This window comes from Mycobacterium sp. IDUB_5, assembly GCF_055419565.1.
Window position 1 is genome coordinate 343,583 of sequence record NZ_JBVAXX010000004.1, and the last position, 25,620, is coordinate 369,202.

General features: G+C 64.3%; 26 protein-coding genes and 1 tRNA gene. 9 read left to right on the forward strand and 18 right to left on the reverse strand.

The features are described from left to right. Window positions 1-720 (forward strand): GntR family transcriptional regulator, encoded by a 720-nt coding sequence (locus ACZY1G_RS14740; RefSeq protein ID WP_463822796.1) that lies wholly within the window; start codon window positions 1-3, stop codon window positions 718-720. Between the two features lie 362 nt (window positions 721-1,082). Here ACZY1G_RS14740 and ACZY1G_RS14745 read toward each other — a convergent pair whose 3' ends face one another. Then, window positions 1,083-2,801, reverse strand: a complete 1,719-nt coding sequence (locus ACZY1G_RS14745; RefSeq protein ID WP_463822797.1) for a hypothetical protein — start codon at window positions 2,799-2,801, stop codon at window positions 1,083-1,085. A 461-nt stretch (window positions 2,802-3,262) separates the two neighbouring features. Between ACZY1G_RS14745 and ACZY1G_RS14750 the strand changes: the two genes are divergently transcribed. From ACZY1G_RS14750 to ACZY1G_RS14760, 3 genes are all read left to right on the forward strand, one after another. Beyond that, window positions 3,263-4,078 carry a DNA-processing protein DprA gene (locus tag ACZY1G_RS14750; RefSeq protein WP_463822798.1) on the forward strand — a complete coding sequence of 272 codons (816 nt, stop codon included), beginning with the start codon at window positions 3,263-3,265 and terminating at the stop codon, window positions 4,076-4,078. Then, window positions 4,075-4,863 (forward strand): phosphoribosyltransferase, encoded by a 789-nt coding sequence (locus ACZY1G_RS14755; RefSeq protein ID WP_463822799.1) that lies wholly within the window; start codon window positions 4,075-4,077, stop codon window positions 4,861-4,863. The genes ACZY1G_RS14750 and ACZY1G_RS14755 overlap by 4 nt, the downstream gene beginning before the upstream one ends. Window positions 4,864-5,811: 948 nt before the next feature. Further along, window positions 5,812-5,997, forward strand: a complete 186-nt coding sequence (locus ACZY1G_RS14760; protein ID WP_463822800.1) for a ribosome modulation factor — start codon at window positions 5,812-5,814, stop codon at window positions 5,995-5,997. 66 nt (window positions 5,998-6,063) lie between these two features. On the opposite strand, the gene ACZY1G_RS14765 is transcribed toward ACZY1G_RS14760, so the two are convergent. The 5 genes from ACZY1G_RS14765 to ACZY1G_RS14785 form a co-directional block, all read right to left on the reverse strand. Beyond that, window positions 6,064-6,609 (reverse strand): hypothetical protein, encoded by a 546-nt coding sequence (locus ACZY1G_RS14765; RefSeq protein ID WP_463822801.1) that lies wholly within the window; start codon window positions 6,607-6,609, stop codon window positions 6,064-6,066. 1,495 nt (window positions 6,610-8,104) lie between these two features. Next, entirely contained in the window at window positions 8,105-8,731 is a 627-nt protein-coding gene (locus ACZY1G_RS14770) for a hypothetical protein (protein WP_463822802.1), read from the reverse strand. Next, on the reverse strand, window positions 8,701-9,126 hold the full coding sequence (locus ACZY1G_RS14775; protein WP_463822803.1) for a helix-turn-helix domain-containing protein: 426 nt from the start codon (window positions 9,124-9,126) through the stop codon (window positions 8,701-8,703). Before ACZY1G_RS14775 ends, ACZY1G_RS14770 begins: the two co-directional genes overlap by 31 nt. A gap of 1,445 nt (window positions 9,127-10,571) precedes the next feature. Then, the gene (locus ACZY1G_RS14780) at window positions 10,572-11,003 is read right to left on the reverse strand and encodes a hypothetical protein (protein ID WP_463822804.1); all 432 of its coding nucleotides are present in this window, start codon (window positions 11,001-11,003) and stop codon (window positions 10,572-10,574) included. Window positions 11,004-11,661: 658 nt separating this feature from the next. After that, window positions 11,662-11,865 carry a helix-turn-helix transcriptional regulator gene (locus tag ACZY1G_RS14785; RefSeq protein WP_463822805.1) on the reverse strand — a complete coding sequence of 68 codons (204 nt, stop codon included), beginning with the start codon at window positions 11,863-11,865 and terminating at the stop codon, window positions 11,662-11,664. A gap of 195 nt (window positions 11,866-12,060) precedes the next feature. Here ACZY1G_RS14785 and ACZY1G_RS14790 point away from each other — a divergent pair, with 195 nt between their 5' ends. Both ACZY1G_RS14790 and ACZY1G_RS14795 read left to right on the forward strand, forming a co-directional pair. Then, on the forward strand, window positions 12,061-12,561 hold the full coding sequence (locus ACZY1G_RS14790; protein ID WP_463822806.1) for a hypothetical protein: 501 nt from the start codon (window positions 12,061-12,063) through the stop codon (window positions 12,559-12,561). A gap of 4 nt (window positions 12,562-12,565) precedes the next feature. Next, window positions 12,566-13,699, forward strand: coding sequence for a tyrosine-type recombinase/integrase (locus ACZY1G_RS14795; protein WP_463822807.1), 1,134 nt, complete (start codon window positions 12,566-12,568; stop codon window positions 13,697-13,699). 37 nt (window positions 13,700-13,736) lie between these two features. Here the strand turns inward: ACZY1G_RS14795 and ACZY1G_RS14800 are convergent. From ACZY1G_RS14800 to ACZY1G_RS14810, 3 genes are all read right to left on the reverse strand, one after another. Further along, a tRNA-Ser gene (locus ACZY1G_RS14800) sits at window positions 13,737-13,827 on the reverse strand. A 45-nt stretch (window positions 13,828-13,872) separates the two neighbouring features. Beyond that, window positions 13,873-14,322 (reverse strand): nucleoside deaminase, encoded by a 450-nt coding sequence (locus ACZY1G_RS14805; protein WP_463812597.1) that lies wholly within the window; start codon window positions 14,320-14,322, stop codon window positions 13,873-13,875. Further along, window positions 14,319-14,843, reverse strand: coding sequence for a tRNA adenosine deaminase-associated protein (locus ACZY1G_RS14810; RefSeq protein ID WP_463812598.1), 525 nt, complete (start codon window positions 14,841-14,843; stop codon window positions 14,319-14,321). Before ACZY1G_RS14810 ends, ACZY1G_RS14805 begins: the two co-directional genes overlap by 4 nt. Window positions 14,844-14,902: 59 nt before the next feature. On the opposite strand from ACZY1G_RS14810, the gene ACZY1G_RS14815 reads away from it, so the two are divergent. Continuing rightward, window positions 14,903-15,862, forward strand: coding sequence for a prephenate dehydrogenase (locus ACZY1G_RS14815; protein WP_463812599.1), 960 nt, complete (start codon window positions 14,903-14,905; stop codon window positions 15,860-15,862). On the opposite strand, the gene ACZY1G_RS14820 is transcribed toward ACZY1G_RS14815, so the two are convergent. From ACZY1G_RS14820 to ACZY1G_RS14840, 5 genes are read right to left on the reverse strand one after another with little or no spacing between them, the layout of a single operon-like run. Then, window positions 15,825-16,421, reverse strand: coding sequence for a putative glycolipid-binding domain-containing protein (locus ACZY1G_RS14820; protein WP_463822808.1), 597 nt, complete (start codon window positions 16,419-16,421; stop codon window positions 15,825-15,827). The genes ACZY1G_RS14815 and ACZY1G_RS14820 overlap by 38 nt on opposite strands. After that, on the reverse strand, window positions 16,418-17,194 hold the full coding sequence (locus ACZY1G_RS14825) for an ABC transporter permease (protein ID WP_463812601.1): 777 nt from the start codon (window positions 17,192-17,194) through the stop codon (window positions 16,418-16,420). The genes ACZY1G_RS14820 and ACZY1G_RS14825 overlap by 4 nt, the downstream gene beginning before the upstream one ends. After that, complete coding sequence (locus ACZY1G_RS14830; protein WP_463812602.1) at window positions 17,191-17,865, reverse strand: ABC transporter permease; 675 nt, start codon at window positions 17,863-17,865, stop codon at window positions 17,191-17,193. Before ACZY1G_RS14830 ends, ACZY1G_RS14825 begins: the two co-directional genes overlap by 4 nt. Then, window positions 17,865-19,019, reverse strand: coding sequence for an ABC transporter ATP-binding protein (locus ACZY1G_RS14835; protein ID WP_463812603.1), 1,155 nt, complete (start codon window positions 19,017-19,019; stop codon window positions 17,865-17,867). The genes ACZY1G_RS14830 and ACZY1G_RS14835 overlap by 1 nt, the downstream gene beginning before the upstream one ends. Before the next feature lie 5 nt (window positions 19,020-19,024). Continuing rightward, the gene (locus ACZY1G_RS14840; protein WP_463822809.1) at window positions 19,025-19,990 is read right to left on the reverse strand and encodes an ABC transporter substrate-binding protein; all 966 of its coding nucleotides are present in this window, start codon (window positions 19,988-19,990) and stop codon (window positions 19,025-19,027) included. A gap of 96 nt (window positions 19,991-20,086) precedes the next feature. Here ACZY1G_RS14840 and ACZY1G_RS14845 point away from each other — a divergent pair, with 96 nt between their 5' ends. Beyond that, entirely contained in the window at window positions 20,087-20,440 is a 354-nt protein-coding gene (locus ACZY1G_RS14845) for a LapA family protein (RefSeq protein WP_463812605.1), read from the forward strand. A gap of 7 nt (window positions 20,441-20,447) precedes the next feature. Here the strand turns inward: ACZY1G_RS14845 and ACZY1G_RS14850 are convergent, their stop codons facing one another. The 3 genes from ACZY1G_RS14850 to ACZY1G_RS14860 are packed head-to-tail and all read right to left on the reverse strand — an operon-like array spanning window position 20,448 to window position 22,957. Next, entirely contained in the window at window positions 20,448-21,260 is an 813-nt protein-coding gene (locus ACZY1G_RS14850; protein WP_463823005.1) for a transglutaminase-like domain-containing protein, read from the reverse strand. Between the two features lie 58 nt (window positions 21,261-21,318). Then, the gene (locus ACZY1G_RS14855) at window positions 21,319-22,338 is read right to left on the reverse strand and encodes a phosphotransferase family protein (RefSeq protein WP_463822810.1); all 1,020 of its coding nucleotides are present in this window, start codon (window positions 22,336-22,338) and stop codon (window positions 21,319-21,321) included. A gap of 10 nt (window positions 22,339-22,348) precedes the next feature. Then, window positions 22,349-22,957, reverse strand: a complete 609-nt coding sequence (locus ACZY1G_RS14860) for a histidine phosphatase family protein (RefSeq protein WP_463822811.1) — start codon at window positions 22,955-22,957, stop codon at window positions 22,349-22,351. Between ACZY1G_RS14860 and ACZY1G_RS14865 the strand changes: the two genes are divergently transcribed. Continuing rightward, window positions 22,934-23,737: an SDR family NAD(P)-dependent oxidoreductase gene (locus ACZY1G_RS14865; RefSeq protein ID WP_463812608.1), complete on the forward strand. Its 804-nt coding sequence runs from the start codon at window positions 22,934-22,936 to the stop codon at window positions 23,735-23,737. The two genes, ACZY1G_RS14860 and ACZY1G_RS14865, sit on opposite strands and share 24 nt — an antisense overlap. On the opposite strand, the gene ACZY1G_RS14870 is transcribed toward ACZY1G_RS14865, so the two are convergent. After that, complete coding sequence (locus tag ACZY1G_RS14870; protein WP_463822812.1) at window positions 23,734-25,608, reverse strand: alkyl/aryl-sulfatase; 1,875 nt, start codon at window positions 25,606-25,608, stop codon at window positions 23,734-23,736. The genes ACZY1G_RS14865 and ACZY1G_RS14870 overlap by 4 nt on opposite strands. Window positions 25,609-25,620: the final 12 nt, after the last annotated feature.

Below are 25,620 nucleotides of genomic sequence, written 5' to 3' on the forward strand. Positions count from 1 at the left end.
GTGAGCCTCACCGTCAACGAACCGGAATCCCTGCGAGACCGGGTCTACGTGGACCTGGGCAAGAAGCTGATGACCGGCGAGATCGATGACCGGACCAGGCTGGTGGAATCGCAGCTATGCGACGTGCTCAACGTGAGCCGCACCCCACTTCGCGAAGCGCTCGTGCGACTGCACGCCGACGGCATGCTCGAGCGACGCCACGACGGCTACTACCCCGTCGCACTCGACATCGTTGGCGTTCGCGACCTCTACGAGCTGCGCATCACCATTGAATTGCGGGGCATCACCAGAATCCTGCAGAACGACGAGTTCTCCTATGACAAGAACAAGCTCGCGATGCTGCGCACTACGTGGAAGCAGTTCGAGGCCTCACCACCACCGGCTGAAGCGGACATGGTGCTGCTCGACGAGTCGTTCCACCTGGAGCTGGCGATGGCCTCGGGCAACATGGCCATGGTCGACGCGCTCGCGAACGTGAATCGGCGCATCAGGCTGATCCGGATGTACGACTTCATCACCGAGGAGCGGGTGACGGCGACCATCGCCGAACACCTCGAGATCGTCGACCTGCTGCTCGACGACCAGCTGGAAGCCGGCAGGACCGCGCTTCACAACCACGTGGGAGCCAGCTTCGATGTCGTCGAGCGGCGCGCGATCAAGGCAATCAGCGCGAGGGCGCTCGGTCGCGGCGTCAGCAATGTCGAAAAGCTATGGGCGTGAGCTCACGACGTCACTCTGGTGATGCGACGAAAAACCCCGGCCGACGGCCGGGGCTTTGGCGGTGGCGGAGGGATTTGAACCCTATCCGGCCGCCCGGTCAGAAGCCAGCGCTCGCCTCCACCAGCAGCTATACGTCACCGCAGATCATCCTGGGTACCTGTATGCGCCAGCAGTTTGTGGGCAATCTGTGGGCACGCGTGCGCTAGGCCGGGCGGGCGTGTCGCGCCGGGCGGGCAAGGCCGGGACGATAAGTGGAGCCCGCGCGGGCCGCACGACATCCAAATTAGGCCTTGTGCGGCAGATCGCGGGGCGAGCTGCAAGCAGGGAGGCCCGGCACTGCACGCGGGTAGCGAGGGCCGGTCTCACGGCGGCGAGTCGTCGCTGCTGTCGTTCCCAAACTCGAAACCGCGCTCGCGTAACACGTCCAACGGACGGTCGCCATTGTCGAGCATGCCGCGCACCAGATCCTCGGGTGCTCCCGCGCTACGGAAGGTATTAAGGCGAAACTCCATAAGGCCCTTTAGCGTGACCCCTTCGTATGACACGGCTAGATCACCGACCTGGGCCTCGACCATCACTCGGTCAAAGCTGTCATCCGCCCACTTCGGGAATTCTCTGAGTGTTTTAAGCACGTACAGAATGTCTCCGTCGCACCGACTCAGCAATCGCTCAAGGGTCCGGAAGTCGATGATTGTTCCACGGTCAGAAAAGAAGGCACCTGCGTTGTCCGATGTCGCAACCATCGTCGAAAGCGCAATGGCGAATTCCGTAAAGTCTGGCAGACCGTCTGGGGGAACCTGCTCACGGAGGAACCGCACTCCATCTTCGCTTCCGAAAAATGAGTTGATTCGCTGTAGTTGGTCGAAGGCTTTAGCGATGCTGTCAGCTTCAAGGACTCGGAGCTGGTCCTTCGCCCACGCAGGAGGAAGCGGACTCTTCACTTCGCAGGCCAACATGACATAGCCCAGCGTCCGCTCCTCGGAGATGATGAGGAGGTCGATGTCTGGAAGGTCCGTGTCGTAACCAACCAGAGGGACGTTCGTGCGGACGCGGAACCCAGCATCCTCGGCAGACTCTGCAAGACGGCGCACTAGTGCACTCCCAATCTGATTGCTGAAGCTGCTAAGAAACAACTGGGGATCGCGGAGGGCAACGAGTCGGAGGAAGCATACGAAGCCCTCCCACAGCGCGAAGTGATGCGGGAGCATGACGATTTCGTCTGCATCGGAAAGGTGATACAGGGAGAAGTACACCGGATCTAGCCTGGCGCGACGCGCGTCGGCGCTATAGGCGATATCTGCCACCACTGCGTGAGCGGTTTCCGCCGAGACACCTTCCACCGAGGCCTCAATATCGCTTGCCAATTGGGTCATGGACATCCTGACCATGCCCCGCGCTCCATTGATCTTCGCGTGATATCGGTGGTAAAGGGCCTTGACGAGGAGCGCTTCATACACCCTCAGAAAATCGGCAAACGTATATGCTCCAGCGGCGACGGAAACGTCAGACACCATGTTGAAATAGCGATCAAACTTGAGGCCAACCTCCGCTTTAATGAGCGTCATTGCCTCGGTCGCCTCCGGGGTTAGCTCGAACTCAGGCGCTCCTCGCAAGAGGGTACCGATTCGCTCGCTCCGCTCCTCATTCGCGAAGGTGGCCATTGAGTCGAGAAACCAGTTGTTCGCTGCGATGAAAAATTGACGCGGTATCGATGCGTCCAAATAGCGAATCGCGACCCGACCGTCCTCGAAGGTCCAAGCTGTGCTTCCTGGTGCGTTGTAGGTGTAATACAAGAGCTCGCGAAGATGGAAGTAGTGGGTCGCAAACTCCAGATCAGCGAGTACGTCCGCCGCGTCGATCTCTTGGCCCCGGCTTGTGCCGATTAGCGCTGGGGCAAGTATTTGAAGGCCCTCCGCCAGGTGTTGCGCTAGCTCCCCGCGCTCTGCGGCGACAGCCTCGACCAGGGTGGCCGCCAGGCGTAGGGCATCGGCTCCACCTAATCGCACCGTGGGGCGCGCGGCCAAGGCCTCGTCAAGCCGTCGTTCAAACTCTTGAACGCGCGGATCGAGTGCTGCGCTCATGCCGTCAGCTCCTTCCAAAAGAGAGATGTGCCCCGGGAGCGCCACGGTCCAACGGAGGGGATGTCACACGGTGTGAGGACGAGCCCTTGGGCGGCCCGCGACCATCGAACCAGACGAGCGGCAGTACGAAGCTCGCCTCCTGCCGGTCTGTGGCACTCTTGAGCTGGGCATGGCTGCCGCGAGCTGCGGTCTGGCCTCTGAGTCGGCACTCTGGACGGTGGCCTAGCAACACGCCGCTGCTAATCCCGCAGGTCAGGCGTACAGGGGGCTAGACATGTCTTAGTTTAAGGGCACAATTGAACGCGTATGAACACGTATGACACCCGACGACACCGATTGATACTGCGCGAACATATGGAACGTATGGGGGCCGCACGATGAATTACGAACAGACTGCCCTCGTCGCTCTCCTGCGGACCCGACCGGACGGTCTTAGTTGGCCCAGGCTCACCGAGGAAGTCTTGGAGTACGGGAGCGCGTGGGCGGTTTGGGAGCGATACAACCCCGACGAGCTGATCCCCTCGCCCATCGCTGCCGCCGCGCTGGAGGAAGCTGAGGCCAATCTCCTGGAATGGGAGCGCGATGGGCTCCAGTTCATGTCCGTGTTGGACAAAGAGTTTCCACAGCGGCTGCTAGATATTGTTGAGACGCCGCCATTCCTTTTTGCACAGGGCCGGATTGATGTAGACGACCCCGGCATGTCGGTGGTCGGGTCGCGCAAGGCGTCTGAGCGTGGCGTGGAGATGGCCTCGAGCATTGCCCGGTTCCTTGTCCGCCAAGGCTTGGCCGTCATCTCTGGTCTGGCTGCTGGCATCGACACCGCAGCGCACACCGCCGCCCTGGGTGAGGGAGGCCGTACCGTGGCGTTCCTCGGCACCGGCTGCAACGTTTCCTATCCTGCGAAGAACCGCGACCTACAAGCTGCCATCGCCGACCACGGCCTGGTGCTATCACAGTTCTGGCCAGATGCCGCGCCGCAGAAACACAGCTTCCCGATGCGTAATGCGCTGATGTCGGGATATGGACTGGCCACCATAGTCGTAGAGGCGGGCGAGACAAGCGGTGCGCGTATTCAAGCGCGATTGGCTGTCGAGCACGGTCGGCCCGTAATCCTGTCGGACATGGTTGTAGAGCGCAACGAGTGGGCACGCACGTTGATGCGACGACCCGGCGTACACATGGTATCTAGCTTGAAAGAGCTTGACCCTATTGTGGACGAGATTCGATCTGAGCCGCAGCGAACAGACGAGGCGTTGCGGCAGCTCGCATTCCGGTGACCGACGCTGACGCTGCCCTCGCGCAGATCAAGAAAAGCTTGGTAACCAATGCAGGCGGGTATCTGAGGAACACTGTTCCCATCTACGGTGAGACGTGCGCGAAGTGTCGCGGCTCTTGGAAGATGAAGGACGAGTACGCCACTTGCTGGCCGTGTGAATTCAAGTACGACTCCAGCACCGCCGATTTGGTGGGCTCAATGGTGTATGCCGTTAGCGAGTCCCAGAGCAATAAGATGATGCGCGCCTACAAGGACAATCCCCCGAGCGCATTAATGCTTCAGCGCGTGACTTCGCTCGTTTCACTTGGCGTCAGAGCGCACTTCGATTGTGCAGGCGTCCTTTTAGGCGGCAGCACTCTGACGAAATGGGCAACGGTTCCATCAACGAAGACGATTCCATCCATTCACCCACTCCGTTCAGACATTCTGACGCCCCTCCTCGGTGAGGAACATGAGATTGTGGTTGCGGCGCCCGAAGCGGCCAAGGGGAAGTCCGAGTCAGAACGGCGCGAGCTCGACACATCACTCTATGAGGTCAGATCTGCGATCCCAGCGCATACGCGGGTGCTGCTGATCGATGACACTTGGGCGAGGGGTGGCCACATCCAGTCGGTGGCCAAGGCTTTGAAGCAGGCGGGCGCTGAGAAGGTCGCCGCGTTGTGCGTCGCACGATTCATGGACCAGAAGGACCCAAAGACGAAGCGGGTCCTGGTCCAGCATTTCCGAGATCGCCCATACGATCCCAACGTGTGTCCCTGGACAGGGGGCGACTGCCCGTTGGTTTAGCGGTCGCGGCCCGTCAATCAGACCGCGCGGTCGTCACCAGCGTCGATTTGAATCGATGCGGGTGCGCCGCGCGGTCGTGTCGGCTCCGGCGCACCGACCGCTGCCAGCGCCTCGGATTCGCAGACCCGTACGTAGCCTCAGCGATTGCGTCGCACGCTCGCGACTCGATGGCGGGAGAGGACGCCTCCCCCAGCGCTAATAGTTCCACCGCGTCCCGGAGGGTTGGAGTAGCCGCTGAGGACACTTTCCGGGCAGGTCTCGGAGTTAGCTTCCTTCCATGCCGACGCGCACGACGGCTGCCTCGTCGCGAAGGCGAACCCGACGCGCAACACGGCGCGCATTGCGGTCCGGTACGAGCTGAAGAACGGACTGGGATGGGTCACGACCTGGACGACCTTGAGGCCGAGACGCAGCACAACGAGCAAGCGGTCGCGCGGGATGAGCCGGGCGGTTCCCTGCGCGCACTCAGGTGCAGAGTGGATGCGCACCCCGAGTGCAGTGCGCCCGGTGACGGCTGTAGCTTCGACTCCGAGCAGCGGTTGATTGCTGTCGGTGCTGACTTTGGCGGCCCTTACTCAGGCAGCTGGTTTCAACACCCGAAACGCACTTTCCCATGAAATCCACGACTGGCTGGACTCCGGCGCCGCAGCGGTCGTGATACACAATGCGTTATTCATTGAGACTGTGCAGCCCCTTGCTCACGATCGGTCGGGTGGAGGCGACGAGGGTGAATCGGGCGTACGGATGATTGACACGCCGATCTGTCGACAGACCGGTCCCACTCTGAATCCCTTGCCGCGCTGCCGAATCGAAACAGCGCTGCCCATGTTGAACGTGTTGTTACGAGTGGCCGTATTGCCGCCGCCCGCCCGAGAGGCGTATTGATGCCAAGGCGTTCTTGACGTCAAATTTGTTCAGCGGGCAAACGACGAACGAACTGAGGTCGAGGTGAAAGATCAACTGCAACGCGCCCTACTTGAGGGCCGCTCTGCGGAGGTCGGCGCGAAGAATCCGTACGCAGAGCGGTCGGCAGCGCCGGCGAAGCTCTGGCGGCGCGGATATCAGGCGATGCTGTTGCGGCGGTGGTACACCTCTGCCCATCGTCGTCGGTACCTAGATCAGCGCGGGAGTTAGTAGGGGTGTTACCACAATCAAGCCCGGGTTTTTCAACCTCACCTGCCCGCCGAACGCGCCGTGCCGCTACTCCGACCCAGTGCGCGCGTCACCAGAGCGAAGCTTTTCGAGCATTTCCTGTAGGTGTTGATCAACCAGTTCGTCCGTGAATCCGTACGGCTTCCCGATTGCCATCATGACTCGGTTACATGCGTCGTCGGCCATCTGGATAAGGTCTTCGATCTCTCCGAGATCGTCGAGCATCAGCTGCTGGCCGCAACTAGTCATGAAGTTGTCGGAGTGCTCACGGAAGAACCCGTGAATCAACCGGTTGCGTTCGGCAACTGCAGCCCGGCAGGTCTCCAAATCTTTGGCGTCGAGCCGAGATTGTTTCGAGGCATTGGTGACTAGAGCCCCGGTAGTTTTCTTGAACAAATCCTCGAGGCATTGATCGATCTGTTCGGACGACATCTTGTTGTCGATCGTTCCGGCCACTGTGAGGAGATTGACCAGTGCATGGTCAAAGACCTGTGCCTTGAACACGGCCAGCCCGAAGCGGGCATAGACCTCCTTCTGACGAGAGCCGTCATCGGGCAAGTCGCTGATCAGATGATAACCACGTGCGTCGGGCACCATGGCAGGTTACTTGGACGGCCCAGACTGGCACTACGGATTTTGGATCCCATCGGGAGGGCCGCCAGGCGCAGGCTCGGCAGTGTCGCGGTAGCGCTGCATGCTAGCCGCCGTCCCAATTTTCGCGGACGCGTAGGTGGGTGGCGCAGGGGATTCTGTCGAGTTTGGCGTAGTCCCAGGTGTCATAACCGACGACGTGTCCACCTGATCACGGCGGTATGACGACGTCGCCGGGCACCGGCATGAGCAGGTCCCCGAAGGGACTCGATCCGCAATCCTCCGGTACGTCGCCTTCGTGGTCGAACGTGATGTTATAACGCGGGGTGTCGTTGTGGATCATCGCACGGGCGATCAGTGTGGCACCGCAGTTGTACGGGTTGATTCCGGCGCATGGACGCGACCAGTCGCCGTTAGAGGGAGAGCATCCCGTCTCGGCATCTCGGCGACGATCTCAGTGAGAATTCGTCCAGGACCGGGTCGTCCGGGATGCAATTTCACAGCCAGTCAGCGTCGGGGGAGGTTCCAGTACCTCAGAATGCCGCCGTCCACAGCGCCTCCTCCGACCATGCCGAGCGTGCATCCTTGCCTGGTACGCCGGGACTCGGTAGGCGTTGAGTCGTCCAATATCGCCGTACGCGGATCGGTTTCGATGTCCCAGAGCCCGGCCGCCAGCGACGGCTGGGCTGGTCGAGCGTCTTGGTAGCCGCCGGGATCTTGCGCGCAGTACCGTCCATTCAGGCCGTCAGGTGATGTTCTCCCAGTGCAGCTTCCCCGCGGCCTCGCGCAACCGTAGTCATCGGCGCTCGTCAGCGTCACAGACAAGCGACACCTAATTGGGCGTCCCGCCGACGACCTCATGCATGTTGGCGAACTCTTCGGGGTGCACCCGTGGCCCCGAGGCTCATCGGGCGCCGAAGATCGGCGACGTGGACCCCGACCCCCAAGTTCGGGATTTGGATGATCTCGACCTAAGACCACGAATCATGCAGGTCGTAGAAGGTGGCGCCGACCAAGCCTGGGTAGCCGGCGGTGCGACCGCCAGTTGATTGCCGGTTAACTCGCAGAAGTTTTCTTCGGCTATCTACCAATCGGCGGTTGTGTAGCTTCGTCGTCGAACCAATCGATCAGAGTGGCGGCCTCGCCCATTGAGATTCATCCCACTCCGTCTCGTGGAGCTTAGTCCACGTCTGGCGCTGAGATGGGTTGTGAGCGACTAGATTCAGCCTAGAGCGGACGAGACCTTCGATGGATCGATATGGTGTTCAACAAAAAATGATCCTGAATCACATTGGCTTGATTAGCATTTTGGCTTAGGGGGGGCGTGTGCCTATGCCTTGAGGGGCACCGGTCACCCCCGGCGGGGGTCACCCCCCAGGGGGTGGGCGGGCAGCTGACAGTCGAGAAGGTCTTATTCGGGAAGAAGGTCGTCGAGCAGCCTTTCCGGTGATGAACGTCGAAAATGACTGGTTCGGAGTGGAGCGAGGTTCGGGGTCAACTACCTGCTGTAGTTAGGTGGGACGTAACTCCCACTGCTGCTACTGGTTCCTGGCGGGGAGTACTGGATCCGCATGATTGCGTACGCGAGCGTGCGCTGAATGGTGTTGTAGCTCTGCAGTCGGGCGAGGTCGGCGAGGTCTGCGCCGGCAAGTGGGTGCTGCTGGATGTGTGCGTCGCGGATGCTGCGCCAGCTTGGGCCGCCGGCCACAGAAGGTTCGACTGCTTTCGCGAGCAGCGCTGCGATGAGGGTCTGGTCGTCAGATCGCATCGCTGCGTCGTAGAGCTCTTGTGCTTCCTCGACCCGCTCCAGTCGCGCGACTCGGTCTCGTGCGTCACGGTAGGCGATGATCTGATTCGGGTCGCTGCTGGCGACAGCAGATAGTCCGAATAGCGACCTTTCCAGGGAGCGTCGCTTGGTTTCCACGAGGTCAATTTCCTGCGCGCGCAGAGCATCGAGTGCGCTCTTATTACCGGCGTAACCGTGTTCAAGTTCCCCCTGTTTTCCTTCGGGGCTCAACGTCGCGTCGGCCTCGATGCTGTCCTTGTCCGCGGCCCACTGTCGCTGTATATCAGCGGCTTTGGCGCGCAGATCCGCTATCTGAGATTCGAGGTAGGCGAGGGACATTGCAAGTTGCCTTTCGTGTTCTTTGCTTCGGCGTAGTCGGCGACGGTCTGTCGGTTGAAGAACCACCGGCTGCCGTGATTGATGCCGTCCAAGTCCTGATGGATGTTTCGGATCCATCGGGTTGAGCAGCCCAGGATCTTCGCGGCTTCATCGGTGTCGATGAGTTCGTCTAATTTCAATTCTTGCGCATCCGTTGATGATTCACTTCCGTGTGCGGAAGCTACCTTGTCGAGCCCGGTTCGATACCGCTGATCTAAGCGAGCCCGATATTCATGGAATTCCTTCTCGTCGGGGTGTCCGTCGAGCTTGTCGCTGGTGATCAGGTGGTCGACTGCGTAGAGCGACATCTCAACCTCAGCCTGCGATTCCGCAGCTTGCGATGTGTTGTGCTTCACGATTCGCTGCCCGCAGTTGCGGCGCAGGTGCTCTCGTCATCTCCGATTGCGCGGACACCTCTTTCTCCGCGCGCGCGGTCAGCGACCTGCGTCGAGTGGTAACCAGGCCTAACTTGCGTTGTGGTCAAGTTGCGGCAGGGGGATGCGGTCGTCTTGCACGCTTGCGTGCATGACGAGATTGGGTTTAGTAGGTGTGTTCTACTTTGTTGCCCCACAGCCGTGCATGACGCTTGCACAGGAGCCGTGCATGACGGAATGGTGTTGTGATGCACCCCTAGTCGTGCAAGACAACCGGTCTCGGCAGTCGTCGGTAATGCACGGCTGTGGGGCATGACAACGGGGTTGGTGATGCCCGGCTGCGGGGCATGATGGGCGCGCCGGTAACGAGACGGCGGCCGCCCGAGATCGTTGACGTACCTTGCGGTGGTTCTGAGCGTCGGCGATCGGCCACGCGGATGAAAACGCGGCGCGCTCATTCCGGCCTCACGGCGTGCGCCCGGCAAGTTTGGCCGGGCTCTTTGACGCGGCGCCGGCACGGTCGGCCGTCGTAACGAGGCTGTCCGCAGCGGAGCGCGTCGCCCCAGATGCGGTCACGTACGTACCCTGGCAGTCGACCGCTCTGCTCGTGGGGCTGCGCAGCATCGCCACACTCAGCGTTGTCGCGGTCAAGCAGCGAAGGGCGCACCAGCCAAAAGACGTCGTCACCGGTTGCTGTGACGCAAACGGCGGCAACGAATCTGGTTGAGCCAACGTCGCGAAGGGACACGGTACGACTCCAGTCGATCAGGCTGCCGGCCTCGGCGATTTGGTTCATTGCGGGCGACCGAACCTGTAGGAAAAAGCCATTCGATGTCTCCAAAACAGTGGGCGTGAAAACTGAGCCCCACTGCAGGGGCGAACGCTGGGACTACACCTTGGTGCGACTGCGGTTGAACCACCTTGTCGCGCAATTCCCACAAAAAGCGGGCCGGTAACACAGGGCCGTTGCCACTCCGGTCGAATCTGAGTTTTCGGTAATTCTGGACGGTACTCCTGTCGATCCGGAGTTGCCCTGAACGCTTGCATTTGCCGTGTGTCACCGTACTTTTGCGCTATGCCCTTTAGGAGCTCGATTCCCCAGTGATTAGCTGACGGACCGAGTTCTGCCGTTCTGAGTGAATCGTGCGTCAACACGGCCTTGACGGTCCTCGCGCAAATGACGGACGCGCCGGTCATCCCTTGTTCGGCTCGCTTGCATTGAGGGAGATCTGCAACAGCGCGGCCTTGTGAGCGACGAGCCCACCCTTGAATTAGACACGTGTAGGACAGAATTGTGCTGCGATGCATCCCAAGTCGCGCAAAGAACTTCGCCCATTTCGAGGAGTTCGGCTTGGTCGCATTCGAGATGCAACCAAGGCCCGTAGGGCAACACGGCGGCGGCGATGTCCTGACGGCCGCCCCTGATATCACGCGGTCGCCCCAATCGTCGACGCCTTGCTTGGCACACGGATTGGCTGTTCGTAGTGAAGTCGTTCCGCGTCGGTGAACCGACGGCCTCCGGGGCAGAGCACGTAGGCGCGTCTGCGGGCCACGATCTCGCCGTCGCGGACGTACTCGCGCACGATGAGCCGACCGTCCTTCACTGCGGTCTCGATGGCCCGCTGTGCCCGTTGCCGGTTCATCCCCCATCCGAGATCGGCGGAGATCTGGCCGCCCGACGTCTGCCATGCCGAGCCGGTCGTCGAGGCACGGGAGAGGAGGAGGGCGACCAGCGCGAACCCATCCGAGCCCAGCGCTTTGTCGTGCGCCCCCATTCGAATGAGTTCGTCCGACAGCACGGTGAACCCGCTGCGCGGATTACCGCCCGGGACGATGTAGATCGGATTGCGCTGGCCCACCTTTCAACCGCCTAGGTCGATTTGCCGAAACGTTCCGACCATGGCGGCGATCGGCTGGGGCTGGACTTCGGCGTAGACGGCCGTAGTGGCTGGGCTAGCGTGTCCGAGGAATGCTTGCACGACTCGGCCGTACTCGACCGTGATGCCCGACGAACCTGCCCAGTACCGCAGGCTGTGCAGCGTTGAGCCGGTCCCCGATTTGTGAAGCCAGTCATTGCACTGCTGCAAAATCTGCTCCGGCGTAACTTTGCGCGTGCCGCGCTCGCGGCGAAAGCATGGCCCGGTGTCACCGACGTGCGGCCGTATGTGCTCCCACACCCGCAGGCCGATGCCGGGGGGTGGCCACCAGTCCTTATCCTGTGCCATCATCAGATGGTCTCGCTACCTTGTCGGGTGGCTAAGACGCGACGGCTCCCGCCCGGTGCTCGAACACCGGGATCGACGGGGGCCGTTCGAATTTCTTCGGTTGTCGAGCTGACTAGCTGTAGGACGGCCCGGTACTCGCGGGTCGCTTTCCCCATGTGATCGCGCACCGTCACAGTGATGACGTCGCCGTCTGCGGTTACGCGGGCCGTGGAGTCCCAGTCGTCGACCTTCGCGATCGGGAACACCTCGGACGCCGCCGCGAGACGGGCCGCGAGCACATGCGTTTCGGTAGTCACGCGGTGATCCCGCGAGGATCATCGGTGCGCTGCAACGTGTTTGCACTGAGGTAGTCCCGCACGTCGGACCACCGGTAGATGACCTTCCGGCCACCGATCTTCACGAACTTGGGTCCGTTCCCCTTGTAGCGGAGTTGTGCGAGTCCCGTTTCGGAGGTGTGCAAATACTCCGCTACCTCCTTTGGGGTCGCGGTTTCCATCCCGTTCGGCGTAGCAGCCAACTTCCTTATCCCTTCGATTGCATGAGCCCCCTTTGAATAACTAGCTCATGGCAGAAAGCTACAGTGAGTGAGCGGGGTTTGCAATACCGGTATTGCGAACCTCGGTCATGGCATGACAGCCTGTGTGATGTGCAAATAATCGCCACAGACGGGAACTCGGGGTTTCCGGGCCGCATGAAAGCGGGGTATCCGGTGGCACCGACTCTTATTGGCTTCGCCTCGGTCGACGTGAGCGCCGAGACGTCAGACTCCGACCGCCTGCCGTACGACCTGGTCGCAACAGTGGAGCCAGACGGCACGGGCAAGCTCATCGTGACCAAGTTGACCGCCGAGAGGGTCTACGGTGGTCCGCCAATCCAACGCGGCGAACTAGCGAAGATCTCCGTCGAACCGTTCATCCGCTACGTCGCCGCCGAGACAGTCATGCGCGCTGAGGGCAACAAGGTCGGCGCACCGGGGCCGCCTGATGACTTCTGGGACCGAGTGGTGACGAACGGCCTTTGCGAAGCTGATCTGCATGACCTAGCGCGTGCTTACCGGTGGGTGCGGCTTCAGGAGGGCAAGCCAACCGCGTTACTGGCCAAAGAGTTTGGGTTGTCTACCGCGACGGTTAAGCGTTGGGTCGGCAAGGCTGTTGATGCCGGCTATCTCACTCAAGCCGAGCGAACAAAGTAGGCCAGTGGCTACGATCAGTAAGTACCAAATTGCAAGTGGTGCAACTCTTTACCGAGTTCGGTACCGCACGCCCGATCATCGACAGACAGATAAGCGCGGGTTCACGACGAAGCGCGACGCGGAGGCGTTCGCCAACACGGTTGAGGTGAAGAAGCTCAAGGGCGAGTACATCCCAGAAACGGCTGGCCGGGTCACGGTCGCCGAGCTGGCGCCGGATTGGCTCACCCGCAAGGAACAGGCCACAGCGAAGTCGAACTATCGGATGATTGAATCTGCCTGGCGGGTGCATGTTCAGCCGAAGTGGGGCCGCTGGCAGGTCTCGAAAGTCACTGTGCCCGATATCGAGTCGTGGGTTGCGCAGATGGTCCGCGACGGCCGCGGGTCCACGACGGTGCTGCGCGCGCACGGTGTGCTGAGTGGGATTCTGCAGGATGCGGTGAAGGCTCGGCGTCTGGCGTCTAATCCGGCCCGCGGTATCGACGGTCTCCCCCGCAAGTCAGTCCGCCGGCACATCTACCTGTCCGCTGACGACGTGCACCGCCTGGCCGCCGAGTCCGGTGACCATCGCCCGCTGGTGTACGTGCTGGCGTTCTGCGGGCTCAGATGGGGCGAGGCAATCGCACTGCGGGTCAGTGACGTCGAGTTCCTGAGACGGCGTCTAGTGGTCGCCGACAATGCGGTACAGCTCGGCGTCGACCACGCAGTGGGCCAGACCAAGGGCCGCAAGGTCCGCTCGGTGCCGGTGCCCTCGTTCGTGCTCGACGAGATCTCGCCGCTGTGCGCCGACAAGGCACCGGGCGATCTGGTGTTCCCCGGCCCGGACGGCAAGTACCTCCCCCGGCCGAAGTCGACCCGCGGGTGGTTCGAGGGCGCGACCAAACGGGCCAAGGTCCAGAAGATTACGCCGCACGATCTCCGGCACACCGCGGCCAGCTTGGCGATCAGTGCCGGCGTCAACGTCCTAGCCCTGCAACGGATGCTCGGACACCAGTCCGCGAAGGTCACGCTGGACACCTACGCGGACCTATTCGATACCGATCTCGACGCCGTTGCAGTCACCCTGCACAAGTCGTATTCAGTCGAAACTGTGGGCAAAAGGTGGGCACAAGGTGGGCGCGCCGCCAGTCAGCAAACATGAAAATAGCCCCCCACCTGGGCGAGCAGGTGAGGGGCTATGGCGGTGGCGGAGGGATTTGAACCCTCGGACGGGGGTTACCCGTCACACGCTTTCGAGGCGTGCTCCTTAGGCCGCTCGGACACGCCACCGTGTGGCAGCTTACCGATGGGCGGCCTGCGACCCAAACCGGCTCGTCAGCGCTGACCGGCGAAGAACTCTTCCAGCGGCGCCGCGCACAGGTCGGCGAGCACCCCGCCCGTCACCTGCGGCCGGTGCGTCAGCCGGCGATCGCGCACCACATCCCACAGCGAGCCGACCGCCCCGGTCTTGGGCTCCCACGCGCCGAACACCACCCGCGCGACCCGCGCCATCACCAGCGCACCCGCGCACATCGTGCACGGCTCGACCGTCACCGCCAGCGTCGCACCCGCGAGCCGCCACCCGTCACCGTGCACCGTGGCCGCGGCCCGCAGCGCGAGGATCTCCGCGTGCGCGGTCGGATCGCCCAGCTCTTCGCGCGCATTCGCCGCGCGGGCGAGCTCGGTACCGTCGGCAGCCACGACGACCGCTCCGATGGGCACGTCACGCGGACCCGCCGCCGCGGCGGCGTCCAGGGCAGCCCGAATCAGCTGCTCGTCGGTCACCGGCCCAATTTGTCCAGCACAGCGGCCAGCTCGTCGGCGAAACCCATCTCCCGCGCGATTCGACCCACCTGTTCGTCGGCGTAGAGGTCGTCACTCTCGTCGAGGATCACGCCCAGGACGGCCTCGGGCAGGCCGATGTCGGACAGCACGGCCAGATCGCCTTCTTCGAACGGGTCGGCCCTCTCGAGTTCCTCGTCGTCGAAGTCGGCGTCGAGCTTCTCCAACACCTCGGCCGCGATGTCGTAGTCCAGCGCCGCTGTGGCGTCGGACAGCAGAAGACGAGTGCCCGACGGCGCCGGGCGGACGATCACGAAGAATTCGTCGTCGATGTCGAGAATCCCGAAAACTGCTCCTGCGCTTCGTAATTCGCGGAGCTCCGTCTCGGCGACCGACAGACTGGTCAGTGCGGCCGCGCGCAACGCGGTGCACCTCCACTTCCCGTCTTCACGCACCACCGCCACGCCGAAGCCGTCCGGTTCGTCGACCGAACGCTGCTGAGCCTGTGCACGCTGCGCTCCCATGAGAGCTAACCGTAGTCCCCTGTCATGGCCTTGACCATGCGCTATGCCAACCTGGACAGGTGGAGAAGACACCCGTCTGCGTGCTGGGCCTCGGCTTGATCGGGGGCTCGCTGATGCGCGCGGCCCGGGCGGCCGGACGTCCCGTGTTCGGATACAACCGATCGGTCGACGGGGTCGAGGCCGCCCGCTTCGACGGATACGACGCCACCACCCACCTCGACGAGGCCCTCACCCGTGCCGCCGATCTCGGTGCGGTGGTCGTGCTCGCCGTCCCCATGCCCGCCCTGCCGACGATGCTGGCCCACGTGCGTGCCGCCGCGCCGCAGTGCCCGCTGACCGATGTCACCAGCGTCAAGGGCGCAGTTCTCGACGAGGTGCGCAAGGCCGGGTTGCTCGACCGGTTCGTCGGTGGCCATCCGATGACGGGTACCGCCCACTCGGGCTGGACTGCCGGGACGGCGGATCTGTTCATGGGCGCGCCGTGGGTCCTCAGCGTCGACGACCATGTCGATCCGCGGGTCTGGACCGAGGTCATGACGCTGGCTCTGGACTGCCGCGCGTTCGTCGTCCCCGCGCGGTCCGACGAGCACGACAGGGCCGCGGCCACGATCTCGCACCTGCCCCACCTGCTCGCCGAAGCGCTCGCAGCGACGGCCGGGCATGTTCCGCTGGCGTTCGCGCTGGCGGCAGGCTCTTTCCGGGACGGCACGCGGGTGGCGGCGACGTCTCCTGAGCTGGTGCGTGCGATGTGCGAAGCCAACGCCGCGGAGCTGCTGCCGGTGCTGGACGAAACGCTGGGGCTGCTGACCCGAGCCCGCGAGCAGCTGGCCGAGCACGGCTCGGTGGCCGAACTGGTCACCGCGGGGCACGGCGCCCGGGTGCGCTACGACAGCGTCAGCCGGCCCGACATCGTCGGCACGACGATCGGCGCGCCGGGCTGGCGGGACGAGCTGGCCGCCGCCGGCCGTGCCGGCGGGGTGATCAGATCCGTTCTGCCAAGCCGGGATAGTCGAGGATGAAGCCGTTCGCGTCCGCGGTGACGGTGGTGTCGGCGACGGGCGAATTCAGCTTGATGCCGTCGGGCGTGGCCGCGTAGCCGATGTGCTCGACGTCCACCGACAGGTCAGGAACCCGAAGGTAGACCACCGGAACGGTGACCGACTCCCCGCTGCCTGGCATCACTCCGGCGCGGCGGATGGGCAGGGCGTTGAAGAACGGGCTGAAAATGACGTCGACGTCGAGCGCGCCTTCGTAGGACGACCGGCTGGTCTGGCCCGAGTGCTCCTGGACCAGCCACATGTTCTCCTCGTCGCGCGCGACCGAGAGCTGCCGCTCCCGCTCGGCGAGCGTGACGGTCATCGACAATCGCTTCGTGGCCCCGGTCTCGTCGGTGACGAGATCGTAGGAGGCGCTGAATGCGGGATGCGCCGCGGTGGCGGCCGCCACGACGCGACCGTAGGCCTTGATGCGATTGCCTGAGAGCTGCACGCGGACCGACTCCATCCGCGGCACGTCGGGCGCACGCCACGTCAGCACGGCGGGGAAGGTCGTCGTCTCAGAGCGGTCGGCTTCACTCATGGGTCTACCGTAGGCGACGGCCCCACCCGTTCGTGGCGGGCTGCCGAACTGGGCCGAGATTCGAGTGCGACCTCGTCGGAGAGGAAGGGCTGGGGCAGCGATCGGCTGCCACGCAACCGCCCACTGCCGGGCACCGAAAGCCACACCGCAAACGCCATCGCAGCGTCGAGGATCAGCGCCAGCAGGGTCACCATCAGGGCCCCCACCAGGGCGACGTGGAACTGCCGGACCTTGATGCCGTCGATCAGGTAGCGACCGAGGCCGCCAAGGCTGGCGTAGGCCGCGACGGTCGCGGTGGCGACGATCTGCAGCGTCGCGGTCCGCAGGCCGCCGAGGATCAGCGGCATCGCGATGGGGGTCTCGACACGCAGCAGGATGCGGCGTTCCGTCATGCCCATCGACCGCGCGGCGTCGATCACCGCTCGGTCCACGTTCGCGATGCCGGCGTAGGTGCCGGCCAGCAGCGGTGGGATGCCGAGCAGCATCAGCGCCACCGTCGGCGGCACCAGCCCGAGACCCCACAGCAGAACGCCCAGCAGCAGCACGCCGAGGGTGGGCAGCGCGCGCAGCGCGTTGACTCCGGTCACGACGAGGAAGGTGCCGCGCCCGGTGTGGCCGATCAACATCCCGATCGGCACGGCGATCAGCGCGGAGAAGAACGTGGCCACCGCGGTGTACTGCAGGTGCTCGACGATCCGCATGCCCAGCCCTGAGGGCCCGGACCAGTTGGCCGCGGTGAAGATGAAGGACAGTGCCTGTTCGAGGAAGTTCACACCGACGCCCCCTTCGGTGCCGCCTTCGCCGATCCGGTCTGCGCCCTCGTCCAAGGCGTCAGTAGTTTGCCGGCGAACATGATCAACGTGTCGATGACGAGCGCGAGGACGAAGATCGCGATGATGCCGGCCACGATCTGGTCGCTCTTGTTCGACTGATAGCCCTCGGTGAACCACGTCCCGAGGCCGCCGATGCCGATCACCGAGCCGACCGACACCATCGAGATGTTCGTCACGGCGACCACGCGCAGGCTGGCGATCAGGACCGGAACCGCCAGCGGGAGTTCAACTTTCAGCATTCGGGTCAGTGGCTTGTAGCCGACCGCGGTGGCCGCGTCGAGCACCGCCGGCGAGACCGCGTCGAGCGCCTCCGGCACGGCCCGGACCAGCAGCGCCACGGTGTAGAGCGTGAGCGCGACGATGACGTTGGCCTCGTCGAGAATCCGGGTGGGGATGATCAGCGGCAGCACCACGAACAGCGCCAGCGACGGGATCGTGAAGATGATGCTCGCCGTCACCGTAGTGAGCCGACGCAGCGCCGTCGTGCGCTGCACCAGCGCGCCCAGCGGAACTGCGATCACCAGACCCAGCACGATGGGAATCAACGAGAGCCGCAGGTGGATCACCGTCAGCGCCCAGAGATCGTCGAGATGGGTGAACAGATAACGCATTACTTCGACTCTTCTCTCCCCGAGTCGCTGCGCTCCTGCCCCGCCGGAACCGCCTGCCGAGCGGTGCGCTGGGCGTCCAATGCCTGGAGCACGTCGTCGGCGCGGACCCCGCCGACGACCTGATTGTGTTCGTCGACGGCGACGCCGAGACCGGCCGGCGAGGACAGCGCGGCATCCAGCGCGAGGCGCAGGGTGCCGTCGGGACGGAACAGCGATCCCCCGGCGATCGTGCTGTCGTACAGCGAGCGGCCCTCCCGGTGCAGGTTCACGCCCTCGGCATCGATCCATGCGTACGGGGAGCCGTCGGGGTGGGTGACCAACACCCAGTCGCCGGAAGCCAGTGTCAGCGCGTCGATCTCGGGCTCACCCACGTGCCGGATGTCGTGCAGCGGGAGGCCTGTGGCGTGGAAGAACTGCAGACCCCGGTAGCCGCGGTCGGCTCCGACGAAGCCGGCGACCGCGTCGTTGGCGGGATTGGACAACAGGCGAGACGGCTCGTCGTACTGCTGCAGCACCCCGCCCCGGCCGAACACCGCGACCTTGTCGCCGAGCTTGATCGCCTCGTCGATGTCGTGGGTGACGAACACGATGGTCTTGCGCAATTCCTTTTGCAGCCGCACGATCTCGTTCTGCAGGTCGTCGCGCACCACCGGATCGACCGCGCTGAACGGCTCGTCCATCAACAGGATCGGCGGATCGGCGGCCAGCGCACGCGCCACCCCGACGCGCTGCTGCTGACCGCCGGAGAGTTGCGCGGGGTAACGGTTGGCCAGGGCCGGGTCCAGGCCGACCCGCTCCAGCACGCCCAGCGCGGATTTCCTTGCGTTGCGCCGAGATTCGCCGCGCAGCACCGGGACGGTGGCCACATTGTCGATCACTCGCAGATGCGGCATCAGACCCGCGCTCTGGATCACGTATCCGATGCCCAGACGGAGCTTCACGGCGTCGACTTTCGTGACGTCGTCGCCGTTGACCGTCAGGGTGCCCGACGTCGGTTCGATCATCCGATTGATCATCCGCATGGACGTCGTCTTGCCACAGCCCGACGGCCCGACGAACACCGTCAGCGTGCCCTCGGGGACCTCGAGCGTCAGGTCGTCGACAGCGACGGTGCCGTCCGGATACTTCTTGCTGACATTGGTGAAGGTGATCATCGCGCCTACTTCCCGACGGGTTTGTCGAAGCCGTTGTCGGCGATCCACTTTCCCGCAGCCTCGTCTGGATCGACGCCCTGGTTGCCCTCGACAGCGGTGTTCAACTGGATCAGCGCCTCGGTCGTCAGTTTGGCGCTGACGGCATCGAGCACGGTCTTCAGATCGGACGACATCTTCTGCGAGGCGACCAGCGGCACCACATTGGCCGCCAGGAACACGTTCTTCGGGTCCTCGAGCACCACCAGCTTGCTCTGCTCGATCGCCGGGGAGGTGGAGAAGATGTTCGCCGCGGTGACTGTGCCGCCGGTGAGCGCCTGCACTGTCGCGGGGCCGCCGCCGTCGCTGATCGCCACGAAGTTGGCCGGCGTGATGTCCAGACCGTACTTGTCCTTCAGCCCCACCAGCCCGGTCTGTCGCGTCTGGAATTCCGACGGGCCGCCGACCTTCACCTCAGGCGAGCGAGCTGCGAGATCCGCGATCGACTTCAGGTTCCATTGCTGCGCCGTGGCCTCGGACACCGCCAGGGTGTCCTTGTCCTCGGCGGGTGAGGGAACCAGGATCGACAGGTCGCCGGGCAGCGCCTTGAACAACGCGAGCAGCACGGCATCTGACGTGGTGGCCGGGCTCTTCTCGTCGAAGTACTGCAGCAGGTTGCCGGTGTACTCGGGGATCAGGTCGATCGAATGATCCTGCACGGCCGGGATGTAGGTCTCACGGCTGCCGATCCCGAACTGCCGCGAGACGGTGAAACCGTTGGCCTCCAGCGCCTGCGCGTAGATCTCGGCGATGATCTTGGACTCGGTGAAGTCCGCCGAGCCGACCTTGATCGACTTCAGATCGCCCGAGACCTCCCCACCACCGAGCGGATTGGAACTGCCACACGCCGCGACGGCGAAAGCGAGGACCACGGCCAGAAGGACGCGCAGCGGCGACCATCGGGATTGTCGAGACTGGCATCGGAAACGGATCACGCTGGAACGTCCTCTCCAGATCGCGGAAGCTGTCGTGACCCTAACGCGACATCTGCGCATGTTTCATTCGAAGCGCGAAAGGGCAAGAATGGTGCCATGTCCAGCGAACCGTTCTCGTCGGCCGAGCCGCCGCCCACGTACGACGTGCCGACGACACCGGCGAAAGGCACCCCTCCGCCGCCTGAATCCGCGGTGCACCGGACCCGCGCCGCGGCGCTGTGGTCGGCGCTGACACTGGGCTTCCTGATTCTCATCGTGCTGCTGATCTTCATCGCTCAGAACACCGAGTCGGCCGAATTCGCTTTCCTCGGCTGGAGCTGGAGCCTGCCGCTGGGTGTCGCGATCCTCGCCGCGGCGGTCGCCGGCGGCCTGCTCACCGTGGCCGTCGGGGCGGTGCGCATCTTCCAGCTGCGCCGGGCGGCGAAGAAGAATCTCAAAGCCGGGTTGTAGGCCGGCCTCACTGAATCGACACCACCTGATCGACGGAATCCCTCGGTAGGTCACCGTCGACGGTTGCGGTGACGACCATGTTGTTCACGTTGATCAAGCCCTTGTGGTTGTCCAGCCATGCAGTGTCGGCTGCGTCGCGCCCCGTCGCGATGCGCACCAACGACTGTCGCGGCGCCAGGAGGGTCGCGTCGACCACCCGCCACTGCCCGTCGACGAACGCCTCGGCCACGGCGTGGAAATCCATCGGCTGGCAGCCCGGCGCGTACACAGACACCAGGCGGGCGGGGACGTTGACCGCGCGCAGCAGAGCGATGACGAGGTGCGCATAATCGCGGCACACCCCGGATCCGGCGAGCAGGGTGTCTGCCGCGCCGTCGATCGGATCGCTGGACCCGGGCACGTACTGCAATCGCGACCCGACCCACGACGACACCTTCTCCAGCAGCGCCACGGAGTCGGTGTAGTCACCGAATTCGGTCGCGGCGAAGCCGAAGAACTTGTCCGCCTCGGCGTACCTACTGGGCCGCAGGTAAGTCGTCAAGTCGAGTTCGGTGACCGGCGTCGGATCGGCCAGCCCGCGCACGGATGCGATGTAGCTGACCTTCAGGTTGCCCTTCTCGACATCGAACTTGTGGATGCGGTTACCGTGATCGCCGGAGATCTCGTTGATCTTCTCCAGCGGAATCTCCTTGCCGTCCAACACGAATGACAAGGATTCGGTCACCTGGGCGCCCGGCTGCGGCGCAACTGCAATCTGGAATTCCAATGTTGTCGGCGCACTGATCTCGATGTCGAGTTCAGCACCGACGTCACGCTTCATCTCACCTGAGGGCACGCGTCACTCTACCCACCGCTACCGCGGAAGAAACCTCGTGAATCTACGAGAGGGAGCTCAACCCCGCGGCGATCAACGGTGCGACGGCTTCCTCGACGCGGTCGCCCTCGTCGGTCACGCCGGACTCTCGGGCTCGATATGCGATGCCGGCGCCGATGATCGCGAGCTTGAAATAGGCCAGCGCCATGTAGAAGTCCCAGTCGTGCAGCTCGACACCGGCGGCCCGCGAGTACTTCTCGGCGAGCGCGTCCGGATCGGGTACCAACTCCGACGCCCACGCCGCGTCGGCATGCACGAAGTGGAACGTCGGATGCCGGTAGACGCACATCAGTGCGGCGTCACTGAGCGGATCGCCCAGTGTGGACATCTCCCAGTCGAGGACGGCGACGACCTTCGTGGCGTCCTCGGAGTCCAGAATCGTGTTGTCGATGCGGTAGTCGCCGTGCACGATCGCGGCCCGGCTCTCGGCCGGCACCGATTCCGCCAGGCGAGCGTGCAGCTTCCTGACGTCCGCATCGCATGCGTCGTCGGGCTGCTTCACCAGATCCCACTGCGATCCCCAGCGCCGCACCTGACGCTCGAGATAACCGGTGGGCTTGCCGAAGTCACCGAGACCGACCGCCTCGGGTTCGACCGCATGCAGATCGGCGAGCACGGCGATCAGCGCATCGACGGACTGCTCGATGGCCGCCTTGTCGCCGAGAGCCTCGAGTTGATGGGTGTAGCGCACCACCCGGCCGGGGACGAACTCCACCATCTGGAAGGGCGCACCGAGCACAGAGTCGTCGTTGCGCATCGTCACTGCCCGGGCCACCGGCACCGCAGTGTCTTTCAGTGCGGCCACCACGCGGTACTCGCGGGCCATGTCGTGGGCCGACGGCGTGAGCCCGTGCAGCGGGGGCCGGCGCAGCACCCACGTCGAGGCATCGTCGGCCACCAGGAACGTCAGATTCGACCGGCCGCCGGACACCAACTCGGCGCGCAGATCACCGGAGCGGGGCACGCCCACCTCGCGCAGGTGGCGATCCAGGGCAGTGAGGTCGAGGCCTTCGAGGTCCGTCACGGCGTTCTGTTTACCACCTGGTGTTTCGCGGCAGCAGATCCCATACGTGTTCGGTGCCGTTGACGCTGGCCACCGAGAGCCGACCGCTGCGGGAGGACAGCACACGAGTCACCGAGGCGTAGTCGACGTGGAAGTTGAGCAGCCGCGGCGTGCGCAGGATGGTGTGCAGTAGCACGTTGATCACGCCGCCGTGGCTGAACACCACGACGGTGTCCTCGTGATCGGCAGCAGCCACCACGTCCTCGATGCCGGCGGTGATGCGGGCGCGGAAAGCGTCCTCGTCGACGCTGCTGGGCAGGTGACCGTCGATCAACCGCTGCAGCTCCTGCGGGCTCTCCTGCGCGATCTGTTCGATCGGGATGTAGTGCTCCAGGTCGCGGTCGTACTCGGCGAGCCGATCGTCGACCTCGATGGGTAGGCCGAGGGCGTCGGCGACGGGCCTGCCGGTGTCGATGGCCCGCACCTGCGGGCTGCTCACCAGCCGGGTGATCGGGAAGCGGGCCAGCGCGTCGGGCAGCCGGGCGGCCTGAGCCACACCGTCGGGCGACAGGCTCGGGTCCGAACCCTCCCCCGGCTCGCTGCGCAGCGGGAGCGCATGTCGGACGAGAAGCAGTTGCACCGTGCCACCATAGGGCCCGTGACCGGGTACGCCGATGCGCTGTTCGACATGACCGACCGCGTGGTGCTCGTGACCGGGGGCAGCCGCGGGCTGGGGCGCGAGATGGCGTTCGCCGCGGCCCGGTGCGGCGCCGACGTCGTGATCGCCAGCCGCTCCTACGAGACCTGCGCCGCGACGGCCGACGAGATCACGGCCGAGACGGGACGCAGCGCGTTGCCCTACGCGGTGCACGTCGGACGGTGGGATCAGCTCGACGGCCTCGTCGACGCCGCCCACGACAGATTCGGGCGCATCGACGTGCTGGTGAACAACGCGGGCATGTCCCCGCTGTACGACTCCCTCACCTCTGTGAGCGAGAAGCTGTTCGACGCCGTGCTCAACCTGAACCTGAAGGGGCCGTTCCGACTCTCCGCGCTCGTCGGGGAACGGATGCTGGCCGCAGGCGGCGGGTCGATCATCAACGTCAGCACGAGCGGCTCGCTGCGACCGGATCCGATGTTCCTCCCGTATGCGGCAGCCAAAGCGGGCCTCAATGCGATGACCGAGGCCCTGGCGAAGGCCTTCGGACCGACGGTACGGGTCAACACGCTGATGCCCGGTCCGTTTCTCACCGACATCGCCGACGCGTGGACGTTCGACCCCGACCAGGCGTTCGGCCACCTGGCAATGAAGCGCGCCGGCCAGCCGCGCGAGATCATCGGCGCTGCGCTGTTTTTGATGTCGGACGCGAGCAGCTTCACCACCGGATCGATCATCCGCGCCGACGGCGGCCAGCCCTAGGGCGTCACGATGTCGAATGCCGGGTCCGGCTTGTCCAGCACCCCGACCAGTTGTGTGAGAACTGCTGCGTCCCCGACGATCTCGACCCCCGGTGACGTCGCGTCACCGGCCGCCAGGCTCAGCAGCCGCACTTTGGTCGCCAACCGCAGCGTCGCCTGCGCGGTCTGTTCGTCGGCATCGACCCTGCGATAGACCAACACACCGTTGCGCAGAGTGAGCCGGTAATTGGTCGCGAGGTCTTGGAATGTCACGTCGATCGCCAGGTCGAGATCCCATGCGCGCGGCCCGTTCACGCTGATCGCCAGCACGTCGAACATCTGCTCCGGGGAGAGCTGGGCCGCCATCGTCGTCGATGTCGACGTCGGGGTGCCGAAGTTGCCGTCGCGCAGCTCGGTGGCTCCCGCGAGAAAAAAGTTGCGCCACGTGGCGGTCTCCGCCCCGTACGCCAGCTGCTCGAGGGTGTCAGCGTAGAGCTGTCGAGCACCCGCATGATTCTCGTCGGTGAAGACGGCATGGTCCAGAAGTGTTGCTGCCCATCGGAAATCACCGTCATCGAAGGCTTGCTGCGCGATCTCCACCACACGGTCGAGCCCGCCCATCGCGGCGACATAGCGGGGTCCTGCCGCCTCCGGGGGATGCGGCCACAACCGGGCGGGGTTGCCGTCGAACCAGCCCATGTAGCGTTGGTAGACAGCCTTGACGTTGTGGCTCACCGAGCCGTAGTAACCGCGTGCATGCCAGGCGTTCTCCAGCGCGGGCGGCATCGTGAACGTCTCGGCGATCTCGATCCCGGTGAAGCCCTGGTTGAGCTGGCGCAAGGTCTGGTCGTGCAGGTAGGCGTACAGATCCCTTTGCAGGGAGAGGAATTCGACGATGCGGTCCTTGCCCCACGTGGGCCAGTGGTGCGAGGCGAACACGACGTCGGCGCGATCGGCGAAGGTGTCGATCGCCTCGGTGAGGTAGCCGGCCCAGCCGTGTGGATCGCGCACCAGCGCACCGCGCAGCGTCAGTAGGTTGTGCAGGTTGTGGGTGGCGTTCTCGGCCATGCACAGGGCGCGGAATTTCGGGAAGTAGAAATGCATCTCGGCCGGCGCCTCGGTACCGGGCGCCATCTGGAACTCGATCTCGACACCGTCGATGGTGTGGGTCTCCCCCGTCTCGCGAATGTCGATGGTCGGCAAGATGATCGCCACCTCACCGGTGGACGGGGTCTGACCGAGGCCGCAGCCCACCTGACCCTGCGGTCCGCGTTCCAGGACCGCCCCGTACATGTAGCCGGCGCGGCGGGCCATGGCCGTGCCCGCGTAGACGTTCTCCTGCACGGCGTGCGCGGTGAAGCCCTCGGGTGCCAGCACCGCGACCGTGCCCGCGTCGACGTCTGCCTGTGTGGTCACCCCGAGAACGCCACCGAAATGGTCGACGTGGCTGTGGGTGTAGATGACGGCGGTGACGGGACGCTCGCCGCGGTGCTCGCGGTAGAGGGCGAGGGCAGCTGCGGCGACCTCGGTGGAGACCAGCGGGTCGATGACGATGATGCCGGTGTCGCCTTCGACGAACGTGATGTTGGACAGGTCGAATCCGCGGACCTGGTAGATGCCTGCGACTACCTCGTAGAGGCCCTGCTTGGCAGCCAGTTGCGATTGCCTCCACAGGCTCGGATGCACCGATGTAGGCGCGTCCCCGCTCAGGAAGTCGTAGATGTCGTTGTCCCAAACCACCCGCCCGTCGGCGGCGGTGATGACGCACGGTGTCTTCGCGGCGATGAAGCCGCGATCGGCGTCGGTGAAATCCCTGGTGTCGTCGAACGGGAGGGTGCTCAGATGCTGGCGGTGGGCGGCTTCGATCGTGCCGGTGGGCGGCTTGTGCTCCATTCCGCTGAGACT